Raw genomic sequence first — 21,532 nt, forward strand, 5'->3', positions numbered from 1 at the left:
AGAAAACTAACAATATGTCTTAATGAGGGCGTAATGTGGCAATTAAGACACAATCGCAATTATAAACAGTTCGTCATGACCTTTATCGTTTGAAACTGCGAATAATTATCATTTATGGGTGTTCAGCGCCTCCCAAGGAGGTCATGTTAGTTCTGCCGTGGAGCATCCCTTTATGAGTCGTTTTATCCATCAGTGTCTCAAGCCGGTTTCGGCTGTCCTAACGCTGGGCAGTGTTGCTGGGGGGGCATATGCTGCTGATACAACAACCCAACATCAGAATGGTCCTGCAACACCTTCAGGCGAGCAGCATACGGCAGATGCCGCTGTCACATCGGACCCGTCCATCAGCAATGCCCAGAAAGATGGTGTGCAGGCCACGAAAGTGGAGCGCATTCATGTCATCGGTCATCCGTTCAACACGATGCATGCCGGGAATGACATGGGGCGTTTGCCGCAAGATGTCATGCATACGCCACAGACGATTGATGTGGTGCCTCGTGAGCTCATCAAGCAGCAAAATGTGAAGTCGCTGGATGAAGCCCTGCGTAACGTCCCCGGCATTACGGCTTCGGTCGGGGAAGGGGCTGGCGGCCTGAATGGGGATCAGTTCCTCATTCGTGGTTTTCCGGCACAGAACGATATTTATGAAGATGGTCTGCGGGATTTTGGTGTCTATTCCCGTGACAGCTTCAATTATGATTCCGTCAATGTCATCAAAGGGCCGTCTTCACAGGTCTTCGGTAACGGGACGACAGGCGGTGCCATCAATGTCGTGACCAAGACGCCAACGGTGAACGATCATTACAATGTGGATTTCAGCGGCGGGTCAGCGGATTATTTCCGTGGCACGGTGGATGTGAATAAGCGCATCAACGATACAACCGCTTTCCGTCTGGAAGGTATGGGGGCTTCCAATAATGTCGTGGGGCGGGATCATGTCTGGGATCACCGCTGGGGCATTGCGCCGTCCGTGGCTTTTGGACTGGGAACAAAGACAACTGTTGTTCTTCAGGTAACGCATGAGACGGATAACAGCATTCCGGATTACGGGATGCCGGTCGTCAAAGCCCGTGGTTCCGCTTATGGGCGGCCCATCTCGGAATATGGCGTGCCTCGTCAGAACTGGTATGGCAAGCAGCAGGATCATAACCATACGGATGACACGATGGAGACGCTGCGCCTGAAGCACATCTTCAGCGATCATCTGACATTCCATAATGATCTACGCTTTGGTGAATATAGCCGTGACTTCGAGGCCTCCAAGGTCCAGTGCGGTACGAAGTGCGTTAATGCGCTGAATAGCGGGAATTATGGTGCCGGGGTGATTACCCGCAACACCAACGGAAGCGTGCCGCTGCCTTATAAACAGAACAGCTGGTCTTTTCAGGATGTCGCTTCTGTTCAGGCTGACTTCAATACGGGCTTCCTGCGCCATCAGGTCGTGACCGGGTTTGACATGGAATATGTCCATGATTCCCGTCATCAGGATACGTATGAAGGGGTTTCTCTCACCCATGCGATGCCAACGGCAAACATGCTGTATCCAGACCCGCATAATGTACCGGACGCTATGGTGCGCCGTGTGCCGGGGCGGGCCGACTCCATGCCTAACATTGCGGGTATCGGGAAGAAACCGGATAGCCGGGGCTACGGGTTCGATACGGGTATCTTCCTGTATGACCAGATTTGGCTGACGAAATGGGCCTCCATTAAGGGCGGGTTCCGTTGGGATCGCTGGCAGAGCAATTACTGGACATCCGGTCTTTCCGAGTTGCCGAACAACCCGGATAAGAGCTTCCCGCAGACAACAAATACCTTCAATCCCACGGCCAGCCTCGTGCTGACACCCACGAAATGGCAGACGGTCTATTTCACCTATGCCAGCTCCACCACACCGACCGGCATGTATGTGACCAGCGGGGCGATTCCGGTCCGTCCGGGGTCTCAGGGAACCGTGGATACCAAGCCACAGCGTGCCCGTCTGTATGAAGTGGGCAGCAAGTTCAGCCTGCTGCATGACCGCCTTGGTGCAACCATCTCGCTGTTCCGTCTGGACAAAGATAATGCGCTGACGACAGACCCGGTTTCCAACTCCACCATCAATACGGGTGCTCAGCAGCGCAACCAGGGTATGGAGCTTTCCCTTGGTGGCATGATCCTGCCGGGCTGGAACATCACGGCGACTTATGCGCTGTATGACCCGAAGACATCGCCAAATGGTGGTGGGAAGATGCATAATCAGATTCAGTATGTGCCGCATAATCAGGCGACTCTCTGGTCTGCTTATGAAGCCTTCCCCGGTACACCGTGGAACTTCACCATTGGCGGCGGCCTGACATGGCGTCAGGGTGTGTATCTGAATAACGACAACACGGCCAAGGTGCCTGCCAATGTGGATTTCGACTCTGTCATTTCCCATCATTTCGGGCGGCACTGGCAGGTGTCCCTCAACGGGTACAATCTGGCGAACCGTCTGAATTACAACAGTCTTTTCACCGGCTATGCCACACCGGCACCGGGGCGGACATTCCTTGGCCGTCTGACCATGGATTATTGAGGATCGGGATCGGCCCTGCTGCCTGCATCTCTGGTCTTGAAACAGGCGGCTGAGGGTGTGAAGGTTTCACATGGAGCAGACATGTCTGTCTGCTCCTTTTCCTGTAGATGGCGGGGCACTAAGCCTGCCTGAAAGGCATGATCTCATGATGTTGCATATTCCGGGTGTTCTCACGGCAGCAGAACTGGCTGATCTGCGGTCTCGTCTTGCAGCGGGGGAATGGGTGGATGGCCGAGGCACTGCCGGGGCACAGTCAGGCAGTGTGAAGAATAATCTTCAGATCGCTCCGGACAGCCCATTGGGGAAGGAACTCTCCACTTTCGTGTTGCGCAAGCTGGGTACGAATCCGCTCTATAACAGTGCCGTGCTACCCCTGCGCCTCGTGCCACCGCTCTTTAACCGTTATGATGTGGGGATGAATTTCGGGGCGCATGTCGATAATGCGTTACGTCCCATTCCCGGTACGGGGCAGCGCATCCGCACGGATGTGTCCAGCACGCTCTTTATTTCCGATCTTGATGAATATGACGGGGGCGAACTGGTCCTTCACGGGCCGTCAGAAGAAAAAAGAGTACGCCTGCCTGCGGGGGACATGATCGTCTATCCCACCACGGCCCTGCATACGGTTACCCCCGTGACACGAGGCAGCCGTTGGGGGTCTTTCTTCTGGGCGCAGTCTGTCATTCGCTCGCAGGAACATCGGTCCATCCTGTTTGATCTGGACCAGAGCATCATGGCCCTGACCCAGAGTCACGGTCCTAAGAATGCAGAAGTACTCCGTCTGACCAACGTCTATCACAATCTTCTGCGGACATGGGCCGAGATGTGAGATTCTGGCCCGTTTCTTAGAAGCGGGCTGACACATCCAGATAGTAATAGCCTCCATTAATACCCAGCTGGGACGTGCTCATGTAATATTTGGGTGCGCCCAGATAGCGGTTCCCACGTGGAACTTTGCTGGGGAAGGCGGCGAAGATGTTGTTCCCGCCCAGTGTGGCACTCCATATCTTGGTGATGTTGTAGGTCACGGACAGATTGGTCGTCCATTTCGGTTTGTTATGGAACTGGAGATAATCCGTGGTGGAAGCGGTCGAGGTATTGTTGTTCTTGTAATAGGTCAGGGCGGAGGTTGTTTGACCGTACCGGATTTCATGCAAGGCAACGGCCCAGCGATGGGCGGGTGAGACCCATGTTCCACCAAAGATGATCTTGCTGCGAGGATAGGCGGTCGTGATGTAAGCCCGGCTGGGTGCATTGAGAACCGGCGTGCCATCACTCCGAACGGCCTGATGGCGTAGCCTTGTGCGGTTGAGATTGATGGCGGCATCCCAGTTGATGCGGCCAGCATTGCGAAGTTTTGTGGTGTAGGTGATGGTCATGTCCATGCCCTGCGTGCGGGTATTGGCCACATTGGCGAACCACTGGGTGGACAGGTTGTTGTTGGTAATGTTGGCGGGCAGGTCTGTAATGCCATTGGCGGCCAGCACATTGGCGGCTTCTACGCCGTAGAGATTATTTCCGGGAAGGATGCGGCCCCTTAGGTCGATCTGGTAAAAGTCGGTCGTGACATGCAGCCCTTTGAAGGGCTCGGCAATGATGCCGCCTTCCACATTTGTGCTCTGTTCCGGTTTCAGGCGCTGGGCACCGCTGGCCAGGGCGCCGGGGGATGTGGCCGCTACAAGCCCACGGGCAACTGTCGGGGAGAGGGTCAGGGCTGAATAATGTTCTTGTGCTAATGTCGGTGCATGGAACCCATTGCTGAAGGTTCCTCGGAAGGCCAGACGTTTTGACACATCATAGCGGGTAGAAATCTTGCCTGTCTGGGTATTGCCGACATCCGTGTAATGTTCGTAGCGCCCAGCCATGTCCAGCTGCCAGTGTTTTGTCAGATGGGTGGAAATATCGACATAGCCGGATACCACGTCACGGTTGGAGTTGCCTGCACTGCGGGGATTTGTTCCGGCAAGGGACAGGCTGGTCCCACCGCCATAGGTGCTGGCACTGGACCCCTCGGCAATGGAGTAGGCTTCATAACGGTAGCCTGCTCCCCCGGCGATATTGATGCTGTGGGGCCAGAAGGAAAGATAGAGCTTCCGGCTCAGGTTCAGCTCATTGTTCCATTGTGTGTCATTGAAGCCCTGCACTTTGTTATAGGTTGTTTGTAGGGCGGAGGCAGGCAGCGCTTTGTTGGCGTCATTCTTCAGGCCGATATTATCGAAATCCCGCCCATAGGTGCTGGAAAGGTCCCAGTGCCACCCTACCAGACGACCTTTCAGCCCTGCCGTGATTTCAAAATCATTTTCTTCCAGCGTCTGAAGGGGAGAGTAGCCGTCTGGATAGAGGGCGGCATAGCCGGGTGTGCTGGCGAGGGACGAAGGCAGACGGTAATTCTGGAAGGCCTCCGCATGGCGATGGGCATAGGTAGCCGTGCTGTAAAGCTGGAGCGTGTTGGTGATGTCATAGCCTGCATTGATGGCAACAGACTGTCGTGTCTGCTCCGGCTGACTCAGGATTTTGTTGACGGTCGTTCCTGTCCGGCTGTCCGGCGCAGAGCGGAAGCTATGGTCCTGATGGACAAGATCGCCACTGACATGAACAAAGCCACGGTCCTGTGCAAAAGCAGCCCCACCATCAATGAAGATGCCCTGCTGGTACCCATCGCCATCACTGGTAATGCCGCTGTTGGAACGTATCGTCAGGCCGTGATCCTGCTTTTTGAGGATGATGTTCACCACGCCTGCAATGGCATCGGACCCGTACTGAGCAGAGGCCCCATCTCTCAGCACTTCGATATGATCGATGGCGGAGAGGGGGATCATGTCGATGTCGGTGGGGGTCGTACCCTGCTGGGGGCCGCTATCGGCATAGATGTTGGCAGTGGTATGCCGCCGGTGCCCATTGACGAGGATCAGCGTCTCATTGGAACTCAGCCCTCGCAGACTGATGGAATCCGTCAGGGCTCCCGCATCAAACCCTCCTGTGGGGACGGTGAGGGAAGGCAGAAGGAGCTGCATGGCATCTCGCAGGGTTGGCTGCCCTGTGCTGGTCAGTTGCTTGCTGGAGACGATATCAACGGGTGCAATGGAATCACGGGCCTTTTTCCCGATCTCTCGCGTACCAGTGACGATGAGGGTCTCTGTTCCACCCTGTACTGACCGGACCTGCTTCTGATGGAGAGGGGAAGCAGCGTGCTTTTTCGGAGCCTTTGTCTTTTTCTGTTCGATCTGCTGGCCCGTGGTGGCAGCATTTGCCTGAAGGGACAGACAAGGGAGACATCCCAGACCGAGACCCAGCAGGGAGGGGAGAGCCGAAAGACGGTAAGAGAGGAACAGGGAACGCATTACGGAGGCGGTGCTTTCCAGTAGGTGTTGGCTAGGAGGTAGGGCGTGTTCAGATGAAGGATGGCTAAACCATCGTGAATGAGCGTGGAATATGGAAACAACATCTTTTTGCAAATTATGACATGATCTGTCCAAAGACTAGGACTTATGGGCAGTATAGGATGTCGCATGATACGAAAAGCATGTTATTGTGTTTTCATGAACACACAATAAACTATTATAAATAGTATTATATAGCACCCTGTCGGCTGGAACGGGCAGGGAGGTGACCTGACTATGAGGCCGATCGGATAAAGTGCAGGAGCTATAAAGAAAGCGGTATATACACCGCATCCTGTCTTTTGGCAGGGATACGGCAGGTGAAGACGGGGCGGCAGCGGGGAGATGTCCCCGCTCAAGGCCCGTTCACGTCCCGATGGTTGAGGCTTTACAGGTCCTCATTGGGGGTCATGGTGGAAACTTGTGCCCTCAGGCCACTCTGGGGCACCTGAATGTCGATTTCCAGCTTGGAGCATTTCTGCCCCCGGTCCAGTTTGATCTGGACATTGTCTTCATCAATGGAAACATGCCGGGCCAGAACCTCAAGGATTTCCGCATGAAGCGTGCGCAGGAGGGTTGATTCCCCTCCTTCCTGAGCCTCCCGCTCGTGCGCAAGCAGGATCTGCAACCGGTCACGGGCAACATTGCTGCTTGTGTCGGAGCGTTTCCGGCTGAAAAAACTGTCCAGAAAACTCATGAGCCCCTCTTTTTGAAAATACGGTCAAACAGGCCACGTTTTTCCGTTGGGATGGTGACAGGAATATCCTTGCCTTCCAGTCGTTCGACAGCCTCAAAATAGGCAATGGCCGGGGCACTTTCCGGTGAGGCAAAGGTAACGGGTGCGCCTACGTTCGATGCCTTGAGGACATCTTCACTTTCGGGGATCACACCCAGTAGTGGCAGGGAGAGGATGCCTACGACATCTTCAACACTCAGCATCTCGCCACGCGCGGCACGGCTGGGGTCATAGCGTGTTACGAGGAGGTGCTTTTCAATGGTTTCGCCCTTCTGGGCACGGGCTGTCTGGCTGTCCAGCATCCCGATGATGCGGTCGGAGTCACGGACAGAGCTGACTTCAGGGTTTGTCACGATCACGGCATAGTCGGCGTGGTGCATGGCAAGCCGTGCGCCTCGTTCGATCCCTGCCGGGCTGTCACACAGGATCCAGTCGAAACGCTCCCGCAGCTCTTTCATCACTCTGGCGACCCCGTCACTCGTCAGGGCGTCTTTGTCCCGTGTCTGGGAAGCGGGGAGGATGGACAGGGTGTCGCAGCGTTTGTCCCGGATCAGGGCCTGATTGAGAGTGGCTTCATCCTGAATGACGTTGATGAGGTCGAACACGACACGGCGTTCCACACCCATGATGAGGTCCAGATTACGCAGCCCGACATCAAAATCGACCACAACCACATTCTGTCCGCTGCGTGCCAGAGCGGCGCCGAGGGCGGCTGTCGTTGTTGTTTTGCCAACGCCCCCTTTACCGGATGTAACAACGACGATCTTTGCCATGAAATTCTCAGCTTTCCTGCAACCGGCTTTTCAGCCTTGTGTTATACATCGTAATGGATGATTAAGGTTTTGATAAGAAAACCTCGCTCTTTGCTCCGTATTGTACAGCGGCACTAAAGAATTGATAAGGTGCGCTGTATAAAAAATGAATAAATTTTCGGGCCCGAAAGTAAAAAAACATCAGGACTTAACAACGCCAGCCTGAAGGGGCACGACTTTCAGGTGTTCATTCTCCAGATAAACCTGAGACGCCTTGCCGATAGGCTCATCCGGCATTTCTTCAGCAACCATATAAAAGCCATCTATGGCAAGAAGTTCGGCTTCCATTTTGGCGGTATAGATGCGTGCCTGTGGGTGGCCGTCCACGCCTGCAATAGCTCTGCCTCGTAATGGGCCATAAACATGAATAGACCCGCCAGCAATGATTTCAGCACCGGATGATACCGCACCAAGAATGATAACATCACCATCCGGGTTATGGATGGACTGACCAGACCGCACGACCCGGTTAACAATCAGCGGTTCACGGAGTGTTGGCGTGGTGGGAGGCGTGTCCTTGTTATCTTCCTCTGGCAGGGTGACGGGGCCGCTGGGTCGGCCACCCCGTAGTTCGATCGGCCATTCCCACGATTGGAGAGCCCGCCAGTGCGGGTCTGCCCCTTCAATGCCGATCAGATGAACATGCCTCTGGCGGAGTTCCTGCTGGAAGTCTACCAGCCCCTCGGTATTTTCATTAAGCAGGCTGAGGTCCAGAATGACGGGTTGACGGTTGAAGAACCCGGCAGCCCGCCTCATATGCTCATCCAGCCCAGCAAGCCAGTCCTTCAGGGGGGCTTCAGGCGACAGGATGAGAGCCAGAAAGGACCGGCCACGGGCGCGGATGGTCATGGTATTGGATTTCTGGGCTTGCACTGCTGACGCATCTGACGGATGAAGCTGCTGAGATGCTGATGGGCTGGACATGAAGTGATGGTCACCGTAGCTGTGTTCGGACTAGATATGAAAGTGTCTCTTATGTTCCCCAGAACAGACGTGCCGTAGGAAAGACATATGCGCATACTGCATCACTTACCCCTGTCTCCGCAATCGCGTTTTGTACGGCTTATGCTGGCTGAGAAGAAGCTGCCTTTTGATCTGGTGGTGGAAAAGCCGTGGGAGCAGAACGAACATTTTCATGAATTAAATCCCGCAGGTGAGGTGCCTGTTCTCGTAGAGGATAGCGGCATGGTCGTACCGGGCGGGCGTGTTATTGCTGAATATCTGGAAGATGCTTACCCAGAAACGTCCCTTCTGGGGCGCAATATGGCTGAGCGTGTGGAAATTCGCCGTCTGATGGATTGGTTCGAGCGTCTTTTCCAACAGGAGGTGATGGTCAATCTTCTGGGGGAGAAGGTGGAGAAGCGTCTGTTCGGGCTGGGGCACCCTGATGGCAAGATTCTTCAGGTAGGGTACAAGAATCTACGGTTTCATCTCGATTATATTGGCTATCTGGCCGAGACACGAACATGGCTGGGGGGCTCTGTTCTGTCTGCAGCGGATTTTGCGGCGGCAGCCCATTTTTCGGCACTGGATTTTCTGGGGGATATTGACTGGCGCCGTGCACCGAGCGTGCGGGACTGGTATGCCCGCATCAAGTCACGCCCCTGTTTTCGTGACCTGCTGAATGATCGTGTCAGCGGTGTGAAGCCTCCGCCCCATTATGCTGATCTGGATTTTTGAGTGAGGCATGAAGGGCATAGTGTAGGTATGACATTCTGGGATGTAGCCGTCATAGGGGCTGGTGCAGCGGGAATGATGGCGGCGGCCATGGCGGGGCAGCGGGATGCACGAACCATCCTTCTGGATCATGCCGATCAGCCGGGCCGTAAAATCCTCATTTCTGGTGGGGGGCGTTGCAACTTCACCAATCTGAAGGCGGATTGGACATATTATCGGTCCGAAAATCCCCGTTTCTGTCGGTCAGCTCTGGCCCGTTACCGGCCACAGGATTTTCTGTCTCTTGTCGGGAAACACCGCATAAGCTGGCATGAGAAAGAGGAGGGGCAGCTTTTCTGTGATGACTCTGCTCGGCAGATCGTCACCATGCTGGAGGATGAATGCCGGTCCGCCGGGGTGCGGTTTCAGATGGGGTGTTCCCTGAATGGTGTGAGCCATGACGGTCACAGCTTCACGCTGGAAACATCATGGGGGACCGTGAAGGCCCGGTCTGTCATTCTGGCAACGGGTGGGCTGGCTCTCCCCAAGCTGGGAGCGACCGACTTCTCTTTGAGACTGGCCCGGCAATTCGGTTTGAGGGTCGTGACACCAGCTCCGGCCCTTGTGCCTTTCCGCATTGAAGATGCCCAGCCTGATCTTGCCGGTGTGTCCCTTCAGGTAACGGCCTCTCTGGCAGGGAAGAAGAAGCCGGTTTTTACGGGTGGGATGGTCTTTACACATCGGGGTGTGTCTGGGCCGGCTATCCTTCAAATATCGTCATGGTGGGATGGTAACGAGGCGCTGCGTCTGAATCTGGCACCGGGCCGGGATGTGTATGAGGATATGCGAAAGGTTTGCCAGCAGCGGCCTAAGGCTCATGCGCCCGCTTTGTTGGATGCCTTGCCATCCCGGCTGGTAAAGGTGCTGGTTACTGGAAAGCTGGATGATCGCCCGCTGGCTGAACAGCCTGCCAAGGCTGTAAGAGCCTTAGCGGCGCAGGTGGAGGATTGGGTGCTGAAACCTGCCGGAACGGAAGGTTACCCCAAGGCGGAAGTCATGCGGGGTGGTGTGGATACAAGAGACTTGTCTTCCCAGACGATGGAGGCCCGCACGGTGCCGGGTCTTTATGTTGTGGGGGAGGCTGTGGATGTGACGGGCTGGCTGGGGGGCTATAACTTCCAGTGGGCTTGGGCCAGCGGTGTTGCCGCCGGGCAGGCAGCGGCGGAGCGGGCTGGTGCATGATGGCGGGCATGGTAATATACCCGCCAGATAGAGAGGCTATGAGATGGCGGCAGAAAAGAAGATCAAGAAAACGGAACGGCAGCCTTGGCCCAGTGATGCCCTGCCGGAGAGTGAAGAACAGACCCCTGTAAAGCTCCTTCTGGTTGAGGATGATGATAGTCTCGCCGAGGAGATCGTGGGTGATCTGTGCGGGCGTGGCTATGAGGTTTCACGTGCAGCAACGGGTACGGAAGGGCTGGAGATGGCCCGTAAGGGTGATTATGCCCTTCTGGTGATGGACCGTATGCTGCCAGGGATGGACGGGCTGAGCGTTCTGGAGACCTTGCGGGAACAGGGCATGACCATGCCGGTTCTGGTCCTTTCCGCTCTTTCTGCTGTGGATGACCGTATCAGCGGCCTGAAGGCAGGTGGGGATGATTATCTGACCAAGCCTTTCGTGATGGAGGAGCTGGCGGCCCGTCTGGAAGCTCTGTTGCGCCGTCCCGTTTATGGTCGGGCTTCCATGCTGAAGCTGGGACCGCTGGAAATGGACCTTCTGGAACGGCGGGTCCGCCGGGATGGGCGGGAGATTGACCTTCTTCCACGGGAGTTCCGTCTTCTGGAATATATGGTCCGCCGCCCCAATACAGTGCTGACCCGCACGATGCTGCTGGAAGATGTCTGGAATTACCGCTTCGTGCCGCGCACCAATCTGGTGGATGTGCACATCGGCAAGCTGCGCCGGAAGGTGGATAAGGATGGTGAAGAACCGTTGATTCATAGCATCCGTGGTGCCGGGTTCTGCCTGCGTGTTCCGGAGTGACCTGTTCCGCACGGCAGCTTTCCGGCTGACGCTGGGGCTTGTTTGTGTCGTGGTGTTGGGAATGCTGCTGGAGTTGATGCTGCTCTATGGGCAGATCAGCACTTATGAGCAGCTTCGCACTAACGACCTGTTGCGCCGTTCCGCCTCGGTTCTGATGCAGGAGGCGCCGGGCGATCTGGAAGTCCGGCTGAAAGAACGCAGCACGAGCGAGCTGCGTATCTTCCTGAACGCCGCTGCTTTGTTCGATAAGGACCACCACCCCATAGCAGGGGACATGACATCATGGCCCGCCGGGTTGGTAGCGAGCCAGTCCACGCAGAACCTGTCTTTTGTGCTGCCGGATCATTCCGTGACGATCATGCGGTTTCTGGTGGTGGAAGTGCCGGGGATGCAGCCGGGCAAGACCCGTCTTCTGGTGCTGGGCCGGTCCCGTCACATGGTGGATGAGCTGCGGCGGGTGGCTCGGCAATGCGCTCTGTTTTCCATGGTGCCGGTCGTGCTGTTTGCTCTGACGGCAGGGATGATCCTAAGCCGCCGGGCACTGGGGCGTATCAGCAAGATGCATCATTCCATTGAGCAGATCGTCAAGGGTCAGATGCGGGAGCGTCTGCCTGTCGGGCGGGGCTATGATGATCTTGACCGTCTGGCAGGATCGGTCAACCGGATGCTGGACAGGCTGGAGCAGTTGATGGGTGAGATGCGGGACGTGGGTAATGATATTGCGCATGATCTTCGCACGCCTCTGGCTCGTGTTCAGGCCCGGCTGGACCGGGTGAGTAACCTTGCCCAGACACTTGATGCTCCGCCAGAGGAGAGTGAGCGGTTCGAGCAGGCCATGAATCTGTGTCGCCGGGACTTGGAACAGTGTTTCTCCGTTATTACGGCTCTGTTGCGGATTGGCGAGATTGAGAATGGTCAACGGCGGGCCGGGTTCAGCCGTATGGATATTGTGCCGCTGATTGCCGATATGGCCGATCTTTATGAACCGAATGCAGAGACAGAGGGGCTGACGCTTTCCGTTGCGCCGCATGAAGGGCCGGTGGAGCTCTGGGGCGATGCGGACCTTCTGAATGAGGTTCTGGCCAATCTGCTGGATAATGCTCTGAAATTCACGGAGGCAGGCGGGTCCGTGACATTGCGGGCGGGGTGTAACGAGCTGGATGAACCGTGGTTTGAGGTACGGGATACCGGGGTCGGCATTGCCGTAGAGGAACGCAAGGCTGTGATGAGCCGTTTCTATCGGGCAGACAAGAGCCGCCATGTGCCGGGTAGCGGTCTTGGGTTGAGCCTTGTGGCAGCGATTGTCCGGCTGCATGAGGCCCGTCTTGTGATTGAGGAAAACTGTGAAGGCGAGGTAAAGAGCGGCACGGTATTCCGACTGATCTTTCCATCCCTGAAAGAAAATTACAGCGGCGCCTGAGGCAGGTGAGGCGGAATCAAGTAAAACGCTGGTAACAAAACCGTGCTTCTTAAAAATCTTTTCAGATGAAAAGCGTTTTTTCTTTGGGCTGTGTCGGTATAATCCCCACCCGGACGTAGGGTAATGGGACGGACAGGCTCATGCCCGACCAGTTGGAGAGACAGATTGCTCAGCGGCATTGTGATAGAGACGAGACCCCATCATGCAGAAACGGGGGATGGGGGTGGCCCCGTCCTGTCGGATGGTTACCTGTCTGGTGAAGGTGGTCCGCTGTCATGAATGCTATTGTCCTGACAGCCCTGCGGCGCCCCTATACGTTCGTGGTCATGTCCATCATGATCCTCATCTTCGGGGTGAAGGCCATTCTGGGCACACCAACGGACGTTTTCCCCAACATCAAGATTCCGACCGTGGCGGTTGTCTGGTCCTATACGGGGCTGATGCCGGAGGAAGTCTCTGGCCGTATCGTTTATTATTATGAACGGACTCTGACAGCGACCGTCAATAATATCGAGCATATTGAAAGTAACTCCTATTACGGGCGAGGGATCGTCAAGGTCTTCTTCCAGCCCGGAACGGATGCCAGTGTCGCACAGACGCAGATCACGTCCGTGTCTCAGACGGTCATCAAGCAGCTCCCTACCGGGGCTACACCGCCGCTTATTCTGGCACTGGATGCGTCTTCTGTTCCGGTCCTGACCTTGCAGGTCAATAATCCGAACATGTCCGCCTCGGAGGTCTATAACATGGCCTCCAACCTCATCCGGCCGGAACTGGTTTCTGTGGCGGGTACAGCCATTCCGAACCCTTACGGGGGTGTGGCGGCGGATATCATGGTGGATATCGACCCGGTAAAGCTGCTGGCGCACCGCCTGTCTGCCGTTGATGTTGCCACGGCCCTGAACAAGCAGAATATTGTTCTGCCGGCGGGTGATCAGAAGGTCGGGGCCATGGATTTCATGGTGCGGACCAATTCGGCCCCCATGGATATTGCTGCCTTCAACCGGATGCCTATCAAGCAGGTGGGTAATTCCGTCATCTATCTGCGGGATGTGGCATGGGTGCATAAGGGTGGCCCGCCACAGACCAATGCCGTGCTGGTGCGAGGCAAGCAGGCGGTGATGATCGTCATCCTGAAAAGTGGTAATGCCTCAACGCTGGATGTGGTGAATGGCATCAAGAAGCTGCTGCCCGATATTCAGAAGACGCTTCCCCCCGGCACAAGCATGGATGTTCTGACGGATGCCTCCAGCTTCGTGAAGGAATCTGTGGTCGATGTGGTGCGGGAAATGATCACCGCCGCCATCCTGACCAGCCTGACCGTTCTACTCTTTCTGGGGTCGTGGCGTTCGACCGTGATCGTGGCGGTATCCATTCCTCTGGCCATGCTCTCGGCTCTGATTGGCCTCAGTCTGGCAGGGCAGTCCATCAATGTGATGACGCTGGGCGGGCTGGCTCTGGCGGTCGGTATTCTCGTGGATGATGCCACGGTGATGATCGAGAATATCGATGCTCACCTCCATATGGGGAAGGAGCTGGAACACGCCATTATTGACGCAGCCAACCAGATCGTCATTCCGACATTTGTGTCAACGACCTGTATCTGTATCGTCTGGTTCCCGCTTTTTGAGCTGACAGGCGTTGCGGGCTGGCTGTTCATGCCCATGGCAGAAGCCATCATCTTTGCGATGATCGCTTCTTTTGTTCTTTCCAGAACGCTGGTGCCGACCATGGCAAACTGGTTGCTGGCGGCGCAGGTGGAGACGCAGCGCAACCCGGATCATGCCAGCCGGAAGAAAGGCTTCTTCGGGCAGTTTCAGGAAAAGTTTGAGGCGTATTTCGAGCGGTTCCGTCAGAGTTATCATGATGTGCTGCTGCATGTTCTGTCGATACGGACGAAGTTCATCGCTCTGTTCTTGTCTGGTGCAGTGGCGTCTCTGTTGCTGCTTCTGTTTGTCGGGCAGGATTTCTTTTCAGAGATCAAGTCCGGCATCATGCAGATGCATTTCCGGGCGCCGGTCGGTACCCGTATTGAGGAAAGTGCCAAGCTTAGCGGGTTGATCGAGAAGAAAATCCGGGAGACCCTGCCCGGTCAGGTGAAGCTGGTCGTCAATAACTGCGGCCTGCCGATGAGCCAGATGAATCAGGCGATGGTGCCGTCCCCCACAACGGGGGCGCAGGACTGTGATGTCACCATCCAGCTGGAAGATTCAGAAAGCCCGATCGCTGATTATCGCAAGCGACTGCGCAAGTCCCTTAGTACGGCTTTCCCGGGGATTGGCTTTACCTTCCAGCCGGGTGATTTGACGGCCAAGATTCTCAATTTCGGTCTGCCATCACCTATTGATGTGCAGATTGTCGGGCGTGACCTTCAGCATAATTATGATTTTGCTGTCCGTCTGGCGCAGCGTCTGCGGAAAATCCCCGGCGCGGTGGATGTCAGCGTCCAGCAGCCGATGACGCAGCCGACCCTGCTCATCAATGCGCATCGCAGTTTCGCCATGGGGACGGGTGTTACCGAAAAGGACATTGCCTATAACGTCCTGACAACCCTTTCGGGGAGTTCTCAGGTTGGGCAGACCTATTATCTTAACCCGCAGGGTACATCCCAGCTGATCGATGTGCAGGCTCCGGCCACCTATCTCCAGACGCTCAATGATCTTGAGAAAATGCCCATCGATAAGGGCGATGGAAACCCGCAGAACGGGACCATGCAGATTCTGGGCGGTGTCAGCCATATTGTTCAGACAGGCACGCCTGCTGAGGTCTCCCATTACAACATCATGCCGGTTTTCGACATTTATGTTGCAGCAGAGGGGATTGATCTTGGTGCTCTATCCCGTGCTGTCGGGCGGGAAGTGGAAAAGGTTCGGCCTGATCTGCCGCACGGTTCCAGCATGGTGGTGCGTGGTCAGGTCGTGACGATGAATAACGCCTATGTCCAGCTGATTGGCGGGCTGTTGCTGTCCATCGTGCTGGTCTATTTGATTATTGTCGTGAACTTCCAATCATGGCTGGACCCGTTTGTCATCGTCATGGCCCTGCCTGCGGCTCTGGGTGGGATTTCGTGGAGCCTGTTCCTGACGCATACGACCCTGTCCGTTCCCGCTCTGACGGGGGCCATCATGTGTATGGGTACGGCCACGGCTAACGCCGTGCTGGTCGTGGCTTTTGCACGAGAGCGTCTGGAGGAACATGGCAATGCTGTCCTTGCAGCCTCCGAAGCTGGTTTTGAACGTATCCGCCCCGTGCTGATGACAGCTCTTGCCATGATGATCGGTATGATCCCTATGTCCATCAGTAACTCCTCCAATGCGGCACTGGGTAAGGCGGTCATTGGGGGGCTGTTGATGGCAACAGTGGCAACGCTGCTGTTTGTTCCCTGTGTTTTTGCTCTGATCCATGGCGGTGCGCCGAAGGGTGACCGGGCCACTCCAGAAGGAGAACCTTCATGAATCCGTCCAGTAACCAGACAACATCACCGGCCCGTGGTAGGGGGCGTCTGCTGCTTTTTGTTTTTCTGGCTGTGCTGGTTGGGCTGATCGTTCTGGGGCTGGTGCAGCGTGCCCTTCATAAGGGGGAGCTGGAGCGGGAGGCGGAGGATAGTTCTGTCGCCCGTGTTGTCTTGATCCGGGCTCAGCCGGGGCCTGCCACCCGACAGGTGGACCTGCCCGCCAATCTGGCCGCATGGTACGAGGCCCCGATCTATGCGCAGGTCTCCGGCTATGTGAAGATGTGGTACAAGGATTACGGTGCCCATGTGAAACGGGGGGACCTTCTGGCAGAGGTCAGTACGCCGAGCATTGATGCCCAGTATGCGGCAGCCAAGGCGCATTATGAGGTCGTCAATGCCCGCTATAAGCTGGCTCTGATTACCACGCAGCGCTGGACGGCTCTGCGGGGCACGCAGGCCGTGTCCCGGCAGGAGGTGGACGTGCAGGCCGCCAATGCCGCCGCCCAGAAGGCCGAGCTTGATGCCGCCGCCCATGAGGTCGAGCGGGTGGAAGCTCTGGAGAACTTCAAACGGATTGTGGCGCCCTTTGATGGCATCGTGACGTCTCGATTGGTCAATGTCGGGGATTACGTGAATGCTGCCGGTGGTAATCTTAATTCACGGGGCACCATTGCTGAGCTCTTTTCTGTGGCGGATGTGCATAAGATACGTGTGTTCGTGTCTGTGCCGCAGGATTTTGCCAGTGTCATCTCACCCCGCATCAGTGCGGAGCTGAGCGTGCCGCAATATCCGGGCCGTGTGTTTAAGGCTCGTTTTCTGGCGACGGCCAATGCCTTCAATGCCTCCACCCGCACCGTGACGACCGAGCTGGTGCTGGATAATCCAGATGGGCTGCTGTGGCCCAACTCCTATGCCACGGCGCATATTCAGGCACCGGGAGACCCGGATGTGCTGATCGTCCCGACCAGTGCGCTCATATTCCGGGCGCAGGGGATGCAGGTGGCTAAAGTCGTCAACAATCATATCAAATTGGAGACTGTGCAGGTCGGTACCAATTTTGGTATGACGACACAGGTTCTTTCCGGCATGTCGCTGGATGATGAGATTGTGGCCAATCCGACAGCGGATATGCTGGATGGAGATGAAGTCCGGGTCGTGACACCTACCCGTGGCTATAATGATGCCAAACCTAAAGAGGCGGAAAAGCCCGTTCCGAATGTGACATCAGATGATCTGCGGCGTGTCGGTGCTATGCCGCCCCCAGATGATAATAGTGCGGACGATCAGTCAAAGCAGGGAGATGGGGCGGCGGCCCCGGCGGGTGCACCGGCAAAGCAGCAGGGGCAGCATTGATGAGAGTGGGGACATGGCGGAGGCTGCCGCTTCTGGCGGGTGGGCTGTCCTTTTTTCTGGCCTCGTGCAATCTGGCACCGAAATATCGTACGCCGCATTTCATCTATCCTGATGGATGGGAAGGCAAAGGCATTATGGGCAATGCCAAGCCTGCGGATGCTGTCGTGCGGGGCGAGTGGTGGAAGCTCTTTCACGATCCCCAGCTTGACGAACTTGAGGACAGGCTGAACGCCTATAATCCGGACCTTCAGGCAGCGGCAGAAGTTTTCACGCAGGAACGTGATATTGCCCGTGAGACAGAGAGCCGGCTCTATCCGCAGCTTGCTGGTGGTGCGCAGATGAGCCGCAATAAGCAGTCGGAAGGACGGCTCTTTTTGCGGCGCAGTAATAACACGCCCATTTATGAATCCAATGTTGCTTATAGTGGAGCAGCGACATGGGAGCCGGACTTTTGGGATGCCATTCGCAACCAGACGCATATGCAGAAGAATCTGGCTCAGGCCGGAGCCGCTGAATATGCGTTGACGAGGCTGAGCCTTCAGGCGGAGCTGGCGTCAAATTACATGGCACTGCGGGGGATTGATGCCCAGCTCGCTGTTTATGATGATTCCATCCGGTACTTCCGTACGGCCGTGGAGATCACACGGTTGCGTCAGGGTGGGGCTATTGGTGCAGGGCTGGACGTATCCCGTGCCGAGAATGAGCTTTATTCGGCTCAGGCGGCGAAAAGCTATCTGTTGGCCACCCGTCAGGTGCAGGAACATGCTATCGCCGTCATGGTGAATATGGTGCCTGCCAGTTTCCATATTCAGCCAATCAGAGATTTTCGGCTGCATTTCGATACGATCCGGGTAAAGGAAGGGCTTCCGTCCACCCTGCTGGAGAGACGGCCTGACGTAGCCATGAGTGAGCGGCAGATGGCTGCCGCCGCACGGGCTATTGGTGTGTCCAGAGCGGCTTTTTATCCGCATATCACCATCAGCGCGACCGGCGGTTTTGAGGATTCTGGGTTTGATCTGGCCAGTATTTCCAAGGCGTTCTGGCGGGTGGCTGTGCAGGCTGTGGAGCCACTCTTTACGGGTGGTATGCGGCGGGCCGCTCTGCAACGGGCGTGGTCTCAGTACCGGGAACGTGTGGATGCCTACCGGGCCACAGTTCTGGCGGCATTTCAGGATGTGGAAGATGGTTTGAGCCAGACGGCGCTGTACCATCAGGAACGGTTGCAGCAGCATCAGGCTGTTGATGCGGCTTTGAGAACCCAGAATATGACGATGGCTCTTTATACGGGTGGCTTGACCAACTATCTGGATGCGCTGGTGGCACAGCAGGATGCTCTGAAGGCCCGTCTTTTGGAAGTTCAGGCACAGACGAGGCAGGTGCAGGCCACGGTGCGGCTGATCCGTGCCCTTGGTGGTGGCTGGTCGAACACGCTTCTGCCAGACATCAAGAGTATCGATCCGATTGGGCCATTGCAGTATGAGGGGCTTCATCATGCCCGTCCAGCTGGTGAGGTGCCTGTGGGCACACCACAGAAAGGCTCCGAGATTCAGCCGCCCGCTTCCGAAAGTGACCTGACAGGCAAGGCAGCCGTACCGGCGCACCCCTGATTCTTTCTTGACGGTATGGGGGGAATGGTCTAGGCACCCCTTCAGTCGAACGTGGGAGGCGGGGATGATCCCTGCCGTCTCAACCACGGTTCGGGAACTGTAAATTAGGGAGTCCCGGATATGGCCAAAAAAGTAGTTGGCTACATCAAACTGCAGATTCCGGCTGGTAAGGCTAACCCGTCTCCGCCGGTCGGTCCGGCGCTGGGTCAGCGCGGTCTGAACATCATGCAGTTCTGTAAGGAATTTAACGCAAAGACGCAGGGTCTGGAGCCGGGTATGCCGATTCCGGTTGTGATCACTGCCTATGCGGACCGTACCTTCACCTTCATCACGAAGACACCGCCGAACACCTACTTCCTGCTGAAGGCCGCCAAGATCACAAAGGGCTCTCAGACAGTGGGCCGTGCTGCGTCCGTTGGGTCCGTGACGACCTCTCAGCTGCGTGAAATCGCTGAGAAGAAGTTCCAGGACATGAACGCAAACGACATCGATGGTGCCGTGCGTATGCTGGCTGGGTCCGCCCGTTCCATCGGTCTTGATGTGGTGGAGGGCTAAGACATGGCCAAGAACAAACGTATTGCTGCCCTGCGTGCCAAGGTTGACGGTGACAAGCTGTACTCCCTGAACGAAGCTGTGGCTCTGGTGAAGGGCAACGCAACAGCTAAGTTCGATGAGACGGTTGAATTCGCCATCGGTCTGGGTGTTGACCCCCGTCACGCTGACCAGATGGTCCGTGGCTTGATCTCCCTGCCGCACGGCACAGGTAAGACACTGCGCGTTGGTGTGTTTGCCCGTGGCCCGAAGGCTGAGGAAGCTGCTGCCGCTGGCGCCGAAGTTGTCGGTGCTGAGGACCTGGCTGAGAAGGTGCAGGCTGGCGAGATCGAGTTCGATCGCTGCATTGCCACACCGGACATGATGGCTCTGGTGGGTCGTCTGGGTAAGATCCTTGGTCCGCGTGGCCTGATGCCGAACCCCCGTCTCGGCACCGTGACCATGGATGTTAAGGGTGCCATTGAGGCAGCTAAGTCCGGTCAGGTGGAATATCGTGCAGAGCGTGCCGGTATTGTCCATGCTGGCGTTGGTAAGGCTTCCTTCTCCGAGTCTCAGCTGGCTGAGAACGTGAAGGCTCTGGTGGATGCGCTTCAGAAGGCCCGTCCGTCCGGTGCGAAGGGTACTTACCTGAAAAAGGCTTCACTTTCCTCCACAATGGGGGTAGGTGTGCGTATCGATCTCTCCAGCTTCGAAGGCTGATTGACGAGAGGTTAAGGAATCGCCATTCTTCGGAATGGTGTGGGAGCGGTCCGCCGCTCCTTTTTCCTGTCCTAGAACGCATGTGGGGTCTTGCCCCTTAAAGCCCTTGAGTGGCGCAGGCGTGAGACGGGTAGAGCGTAATCATACCCCTCCGGGGTGCGGATGCGGTCTTCCTTATATGGACAGGCGAGCGGGTCCTGTTAGGCCGTAAGGCAGGGCAGGACCTATGGGTAACCTGGTCCGAGATGATCGGACTAACCGAGGAGACAAGGTTTTGGACCGTACGGAAAAACGGGCCTTTGTCGAGTCCCTCAGCAAAGTGTTCGGTAGCACGTCCATGGTTGTCGTCACCCAGAATCTGGGTCTGACGGTTGCCGATGCGACAGAGCTGCGTCGTAACATCCGCGCTGTGGGTGCGACATACAAGGTTGCGAAGAACCGGCTGGTCAGCCGTGCTCTGGATGGGACCCAGTTCGACGGCATTGCGCCGCTGCTTAAAGGCCCGACGGCCATTTCTTGGTCGGATGAGCCGGTTGGCGTGGCAAAGGTGCTGGTCGAGTTCGCCAAGAAGAATGACAAGCTGGTGGTACTTGGTGGTGCCCTTGGCAATCAGACCCTTACGGCTGATAGCGTCAAGGCACTGGCATCCCTGCCATCTCTGGACGAGCTGCGTGCAAAGCTGGTTGGTATGATCAATACCCCGGCAACCCGCATTGCAGGCGTCACCCAGGCTCCGGCTGGGCAGCTTGCTCGCGTTCTTGGTGCCTATGCCAGAACAGGCGACACGGAAGCCGCTTGATTAACAGGGTAGCCCGCATGAGCGAAGCTGCCTGACATTTACGCATCTTAGAGGATATTATCATGGCCGATCTGGCAAAACTGGTTGACGAACTGTCCGCTCTCTCCGTTCTGGAAGCTGCTGAGCTCTCCAAGCTGCTCGAAGAAAAGTGGGGCGTTTCCGCTGCTGCTCCGGTGGCTGCTGTTGCTGCTGCTCCTGCTGCTGGTGGCGAAGCTGCTGCTGAGAAGACAGAGTTCGACGTCGTTCTGGCTAAGGCTGGCGACAAGAAGATCAACGTCATCAAGGAAATCCGTGGCATCACAGGCCTGGGCCTGAAGGAAGCCAAGGATCTCGTCGAAGGCGCACCGAAGACCATCAAGGAAGGTGCTACGAAGGACGAGGCCGAGAAGATCAAGAAGGCTCTGGAAGAAAACGGCGCTACAGTCGAAATCAAGTAAGAGTTCTATCCATGCGGTATCCCTCC

Annotated in this window: 17 protein-coding genes; 13 read left to right on the forward strand and 4 right to left on the reverse strand. The window is 56.4% G+C overall.

Features of this window, described 5'->3' with window-relative positions; translation table 11 throughout:
* The first annotated feature begins 172 nt into the window (after nt 1-172).
* Both NQF86_RS05800 and NQF86_RS05805 read left to right on the forward strand, forming a co-directional pair.
* Nucleotides 173-2,557 (forward strand): TonB-dependent receptor, encoded by a 2,385-nt coding sequence (locus NQF86_RS05800; protein ID WP_266116687.1) that lies wholly within the window; start codon nt 173-175, stop codon nt 2,555-2,557.
* Nucleotides 2,558-2,702: 145 nt separating this feature from the next.
* Nucleotides 2,703-3,386, forward strand: a complete 684-nt coding sequence (locus NQF86_RS05805; protein WP_266116801.1) for a Fe2+-dependent dioxygenase — start codon at nt 2,703-2,705, stop codon at nt 3,384-3,386.
* A gap of 16 nt (nt 3,387-3,402) precedes the next feature.
* On the opposite strand, the gene NQF86_RS05810 is transcribed toward NQF86_RS05805, so the two are convergent.
* The 4 genes from NQF86_RS05810 to minC all read right to left on the reverse strand — a co-directional run bounded on the left by NQF86_RS05810 (nt 3,403) and on the right by minC (nt 8,409).
* The gene (locus NQF86_RS05810) at nt 3,403-5,898 is read right to left on the reverse strand and encodes a TonB-dependent receptor plug domain-containing protein (protein ID WP_266116688.1); all 2,496 of its coding nucleotides are present in this window, start codon (nt 5,896-5,898) and stop codon (nt 3,403-3,405) included.
* Nucleotides 5,899-6,325: 427 nt separating this feature from the next.
* A complete protein-coding gene (gene minE / locus NQF86_RS05815; RefSeq protein ID WP_266116689.1) occupies nt 6,326-6,634 on the reverse strand; it encodes a cell division topological specificity factor MinE in 309 nt (102 codons plus the stop codon).
* Nucleotides 6,631-7,446, reverse strand: a complete 816-nt coding sequence (gene minD / locus NQF86_RS05820) for a septum site-determining protein MinD (protein WP_266116690.1) — start codon at nt 7,444-7,446, stop codon at nt 6,631-6,633. Before minD ends, minE begins: the two co-directional genes overlap by 4 nt.
* Before the next feature lie 180 nt (nt 7,447-7,626).
* Nucleotides 7,627-8,409, reverse strand: a complete 783-nt coding sequence (gene minC / locus NQF86_RS05825; protein WP_323670747.1) for a septum site-determining protein MinC — start codon at nt 8,407-8,409, stop codon at nt 7,627-7,629.
* A gap of 87 nt (nt 8,410-8,496) precedes the next feature.
* Between minC and NQF86_RS05830 the strand changes: the two genes are divergently transcribed.
* The 11 genes from NQF86_RS05830 to rplL all read left to right on the forward strand — a co-directional run bounded on the left by NQF86_RS05830 (nt 8,497) and on the right by rplL (nt 21,506).
* The gene (locus NQF86_RS05830; protein WP_266116691.1) at nt 8,497-9,165 is read left to right on the forward strand and encodes a glutathione S-transferase family protein; all 669 of its coding nucleotides are present in this window, start codon (nt 8,497-8,499) and stop codon (nt 9,163-9,165) included.
* Nucleotides 9,166-9,192: 27 nt separating this feature from the next.
* On the forward strand, nt 9,193-10,383 hold the full coding sequence (locus NQF86_RS05835; RefSeq protein WP_266116692.1) for a BaiN/RdsA family NAD(P)/FAD-dependent oxidoreductase: 1,191 nt from the start codon (nt 9,193-9,195) through the stop codon (nt 10,381-10,383).
* A gap of 43 nt (nt 10,384-10,426) precedes the next feature.
* Nucleotides 10,427-11,185 carry a response regulator transcription factor gene (locus NQF86_RS05840; RefSeq protein WP_266116693.1) on the forward strand — a complete coding sequence of 253 codons (759 nt, stop codon included), beginning with the start codon at nt 10,427-10,429 and terminating at the stop codon, nt 11,183-11,185.
* Nucleotides 11,172-12,605, forward strand: coding sequence for a sensor histidine kinase (locus tag NQF86_RS05845; protein WP_266116694.1), 1,434 nt, complete (start codon nt 11,172-11,174; stop codon nt 12,603-12,605). The genes NQF86_RS05840 and NQF86_RS05845 overlap by 14 nt, the downstream gene beginning before the upstream one ends.
* Nucleotides 12,606-12,880: 275 nt before the next feature.
* Nucleotides 12,881-16,060, forward strand: a complete 3,180-nt coding sequence (locus NQF86_RS05850; RefSeq protein ID WP_266116695.1) for an efflux RND transporter permease subunit — start codon at nt 12,881-12,883, stop codon at nt 16,058-16,060.
* Nucleotides 16,057-17,412 carry an efflux RND transporter periplasmic adaptor subunit gene (locus tag NQF86_RS05855; protein ID WP_266116696.1) on the forward strand — a complete coding sequence of 452 codons (1,356 nt, stop codon included), beginning with the start codon at nt 16,057-16,059 and terminating at the stop codon, nt 17,410-17,412. Before NQF86_RS05850 ends, NQF86_RS05855 begins: the two co-directional genes overlap by 4 nt.
* A complete protein-coding gene (locus NQF86_RS05860; protein ID WP_266116697.1) occupies nt 17,412-19,019 on the forward strand; it encodes an efflux transporter outer membrane subunit in 1,608 nt (535 codons plus the stop codon). Before NQF86_RS05855 ends, NQF86_RS05860 begins: the two co-directional genes overlap by 1 nt.
* A gap of 120 nt (nt 19,020-19,139) precedes the next feature.
* Nucleotides 19,140-19,574 (forward strand): 50S ribosomal protein L11, encoded by a 435-nt coding sequence (gene rplK / locus NQF86_RS05865; RefSeq protein WP_266116698.1) that lies wholly within the window; start codon nt 19,140-19,142, stop codon nt 19,572-19,574.
* 3 nt (nt 19,575-19,577) lie between these two features.
* The gene (gene rplA / locus NQF86_RS05870; RefSeq protein WP_266116699.1) at nt 19,578-20,270 is read left to right on the forward strand and encodes a 50S ribosomal protein L1; all 693 of its coding nucleotides are present in this window, start codon (nt 19,578-19,580) and stop codon (nt 20,268-20,270) included.
* Nucleotides 20,271-20,544: 274 nt separating this feature from the next.
* A complete protein-coding gene (gene rplJ / locus NQF86_RS05875; protein ID WP_266116803.1) occupies nt 20,545-21,069 on the forward strand; it encodes a 50S ribosomal protein L10 in 525 nt (174 codons plus the stop codon).
* A 62-nt stretch (nt 21,070-21,131) separates the two neighbouring features.
* Nucleotides 21,132-21,506, forward strand: coding sequence for a 50S ribosomal protein L7/L12 (gene rplL / locus NQF86_RS05880; protein ID WP_266116700.1), 375 nt, complete (start codon nt 21,132-21,134; stop codon nt 21,504-21,506).
* Nucleotides 21,507-21,532: the final 26 nt, after the last annotated feature.

This window comes from Bombella pluederhausensis (assembly GCF_026385525.1).
GTDB classification, from domain to species: Bacteria; Pseudomonadota; Alphaproteobacteria; order Acetobacterales; family Acetobacteraceae; genus Bombella; species Bombella pluederhausensis.

Coding starts and splice junctions, on each gene's coding strand:
- NQF86_RS05800 (WP_266116687.1), top strand. CDS start 173: ATGAGTCGTTTTATCCATCAGTGTCTCAAGCCGGTTTCGGCTGTCCTA.
- NQF86_RS05805 (WP_266116801.1), top strand. CDS start 2,703: ATGATGTTGCATATTCCGGGTGTTCTCACGGCAGCAGAACTGGCTGAT.
- NQF86_RS05810 (WP_266116688.1), bottom strand. CDS start 5,898: ATGCGTTCCCTGTTCCTCTCTTACCGTCTTTCGGCTCTCCCCTCCCTG.
- minE (WP_266116689.1), bottom strand. CDS start 6,634: ATGAGTTTTCTGGACAGTTTTTTCAGCCGGAAACGCTCCGACACAAGC.
- minD (WP_266116690.1), bottom strand. CDS start 7,446: ATGGCAAAGATCGTCGTTGTTACATCCGGTAAAGGGGGCGTTGGCAAA.
- minC (WP_323670747.1), bottom strand. CDS start 8,409: ATGTCCAGCCCATCAGCATCTCAGCAGCTTCATCCGTCAGATGCGTCA.
- NQF86_RS05830 (WP_266116691.1), top strand. CDS start 8,497: ATGCGCATACTGCATCACTTACCCCTGTCTCCGCAATCGCGTTTTGTA.
- NQF86_RS05835 (WP_266116692.1), top strand. CDS start 9,193: ATGACATTCTGGGATGTAGCCGTCATAGGGGCTGGTGCAGCGGGAATG.
- NQF86_RS05840 (WP_266116693.1), top strand. CDS start 10,427: ATGGCGGCAGAAAAGAAGATCAAGAAAACGGAACGGCAGCCTTGGCCC.
- NQF86_RS05850 (WP_266116695.1), top strand. CDS start 12,881: ATGAATGCTATTGTCCTGACAGCCCTGCGGCGCCCCTATACGTTCGTG.
- NQF86_RS05855 (WP_266116696.1), top strand. CDS start 16,057: ATGAATCCGTCCAGTAACCAGACAACATCACCGGCCCGTGGTAGGGGG.
- NQF86_RS05860 (WP_266116697.1), top strand. CDS start 17,412: ATGAGAGTGGGGACATGGCGGAGGCTGCCGCTTCTGGCGGGTGGGCTG.
- rplK (WP_266116698.1), top strand. CDS start 19,140: ATGGCCAAAAAAGTAGTTGGCTACATCAAACTGCAGATTCCGGCTGGT.
- rplA (WP_266116699.1), top strand. CDS start 19,578: ATGGCCAAGAACAAACGTATTGCTGCCCTGCGTGCCAAGGTTGACGGT.
- rplL (WP_266116700.1), top strand. CDS start 21,132: ATGGCCGATCTGGCAAAACTGGTTGACGAACTGTCCGCTCTCTCCGTT.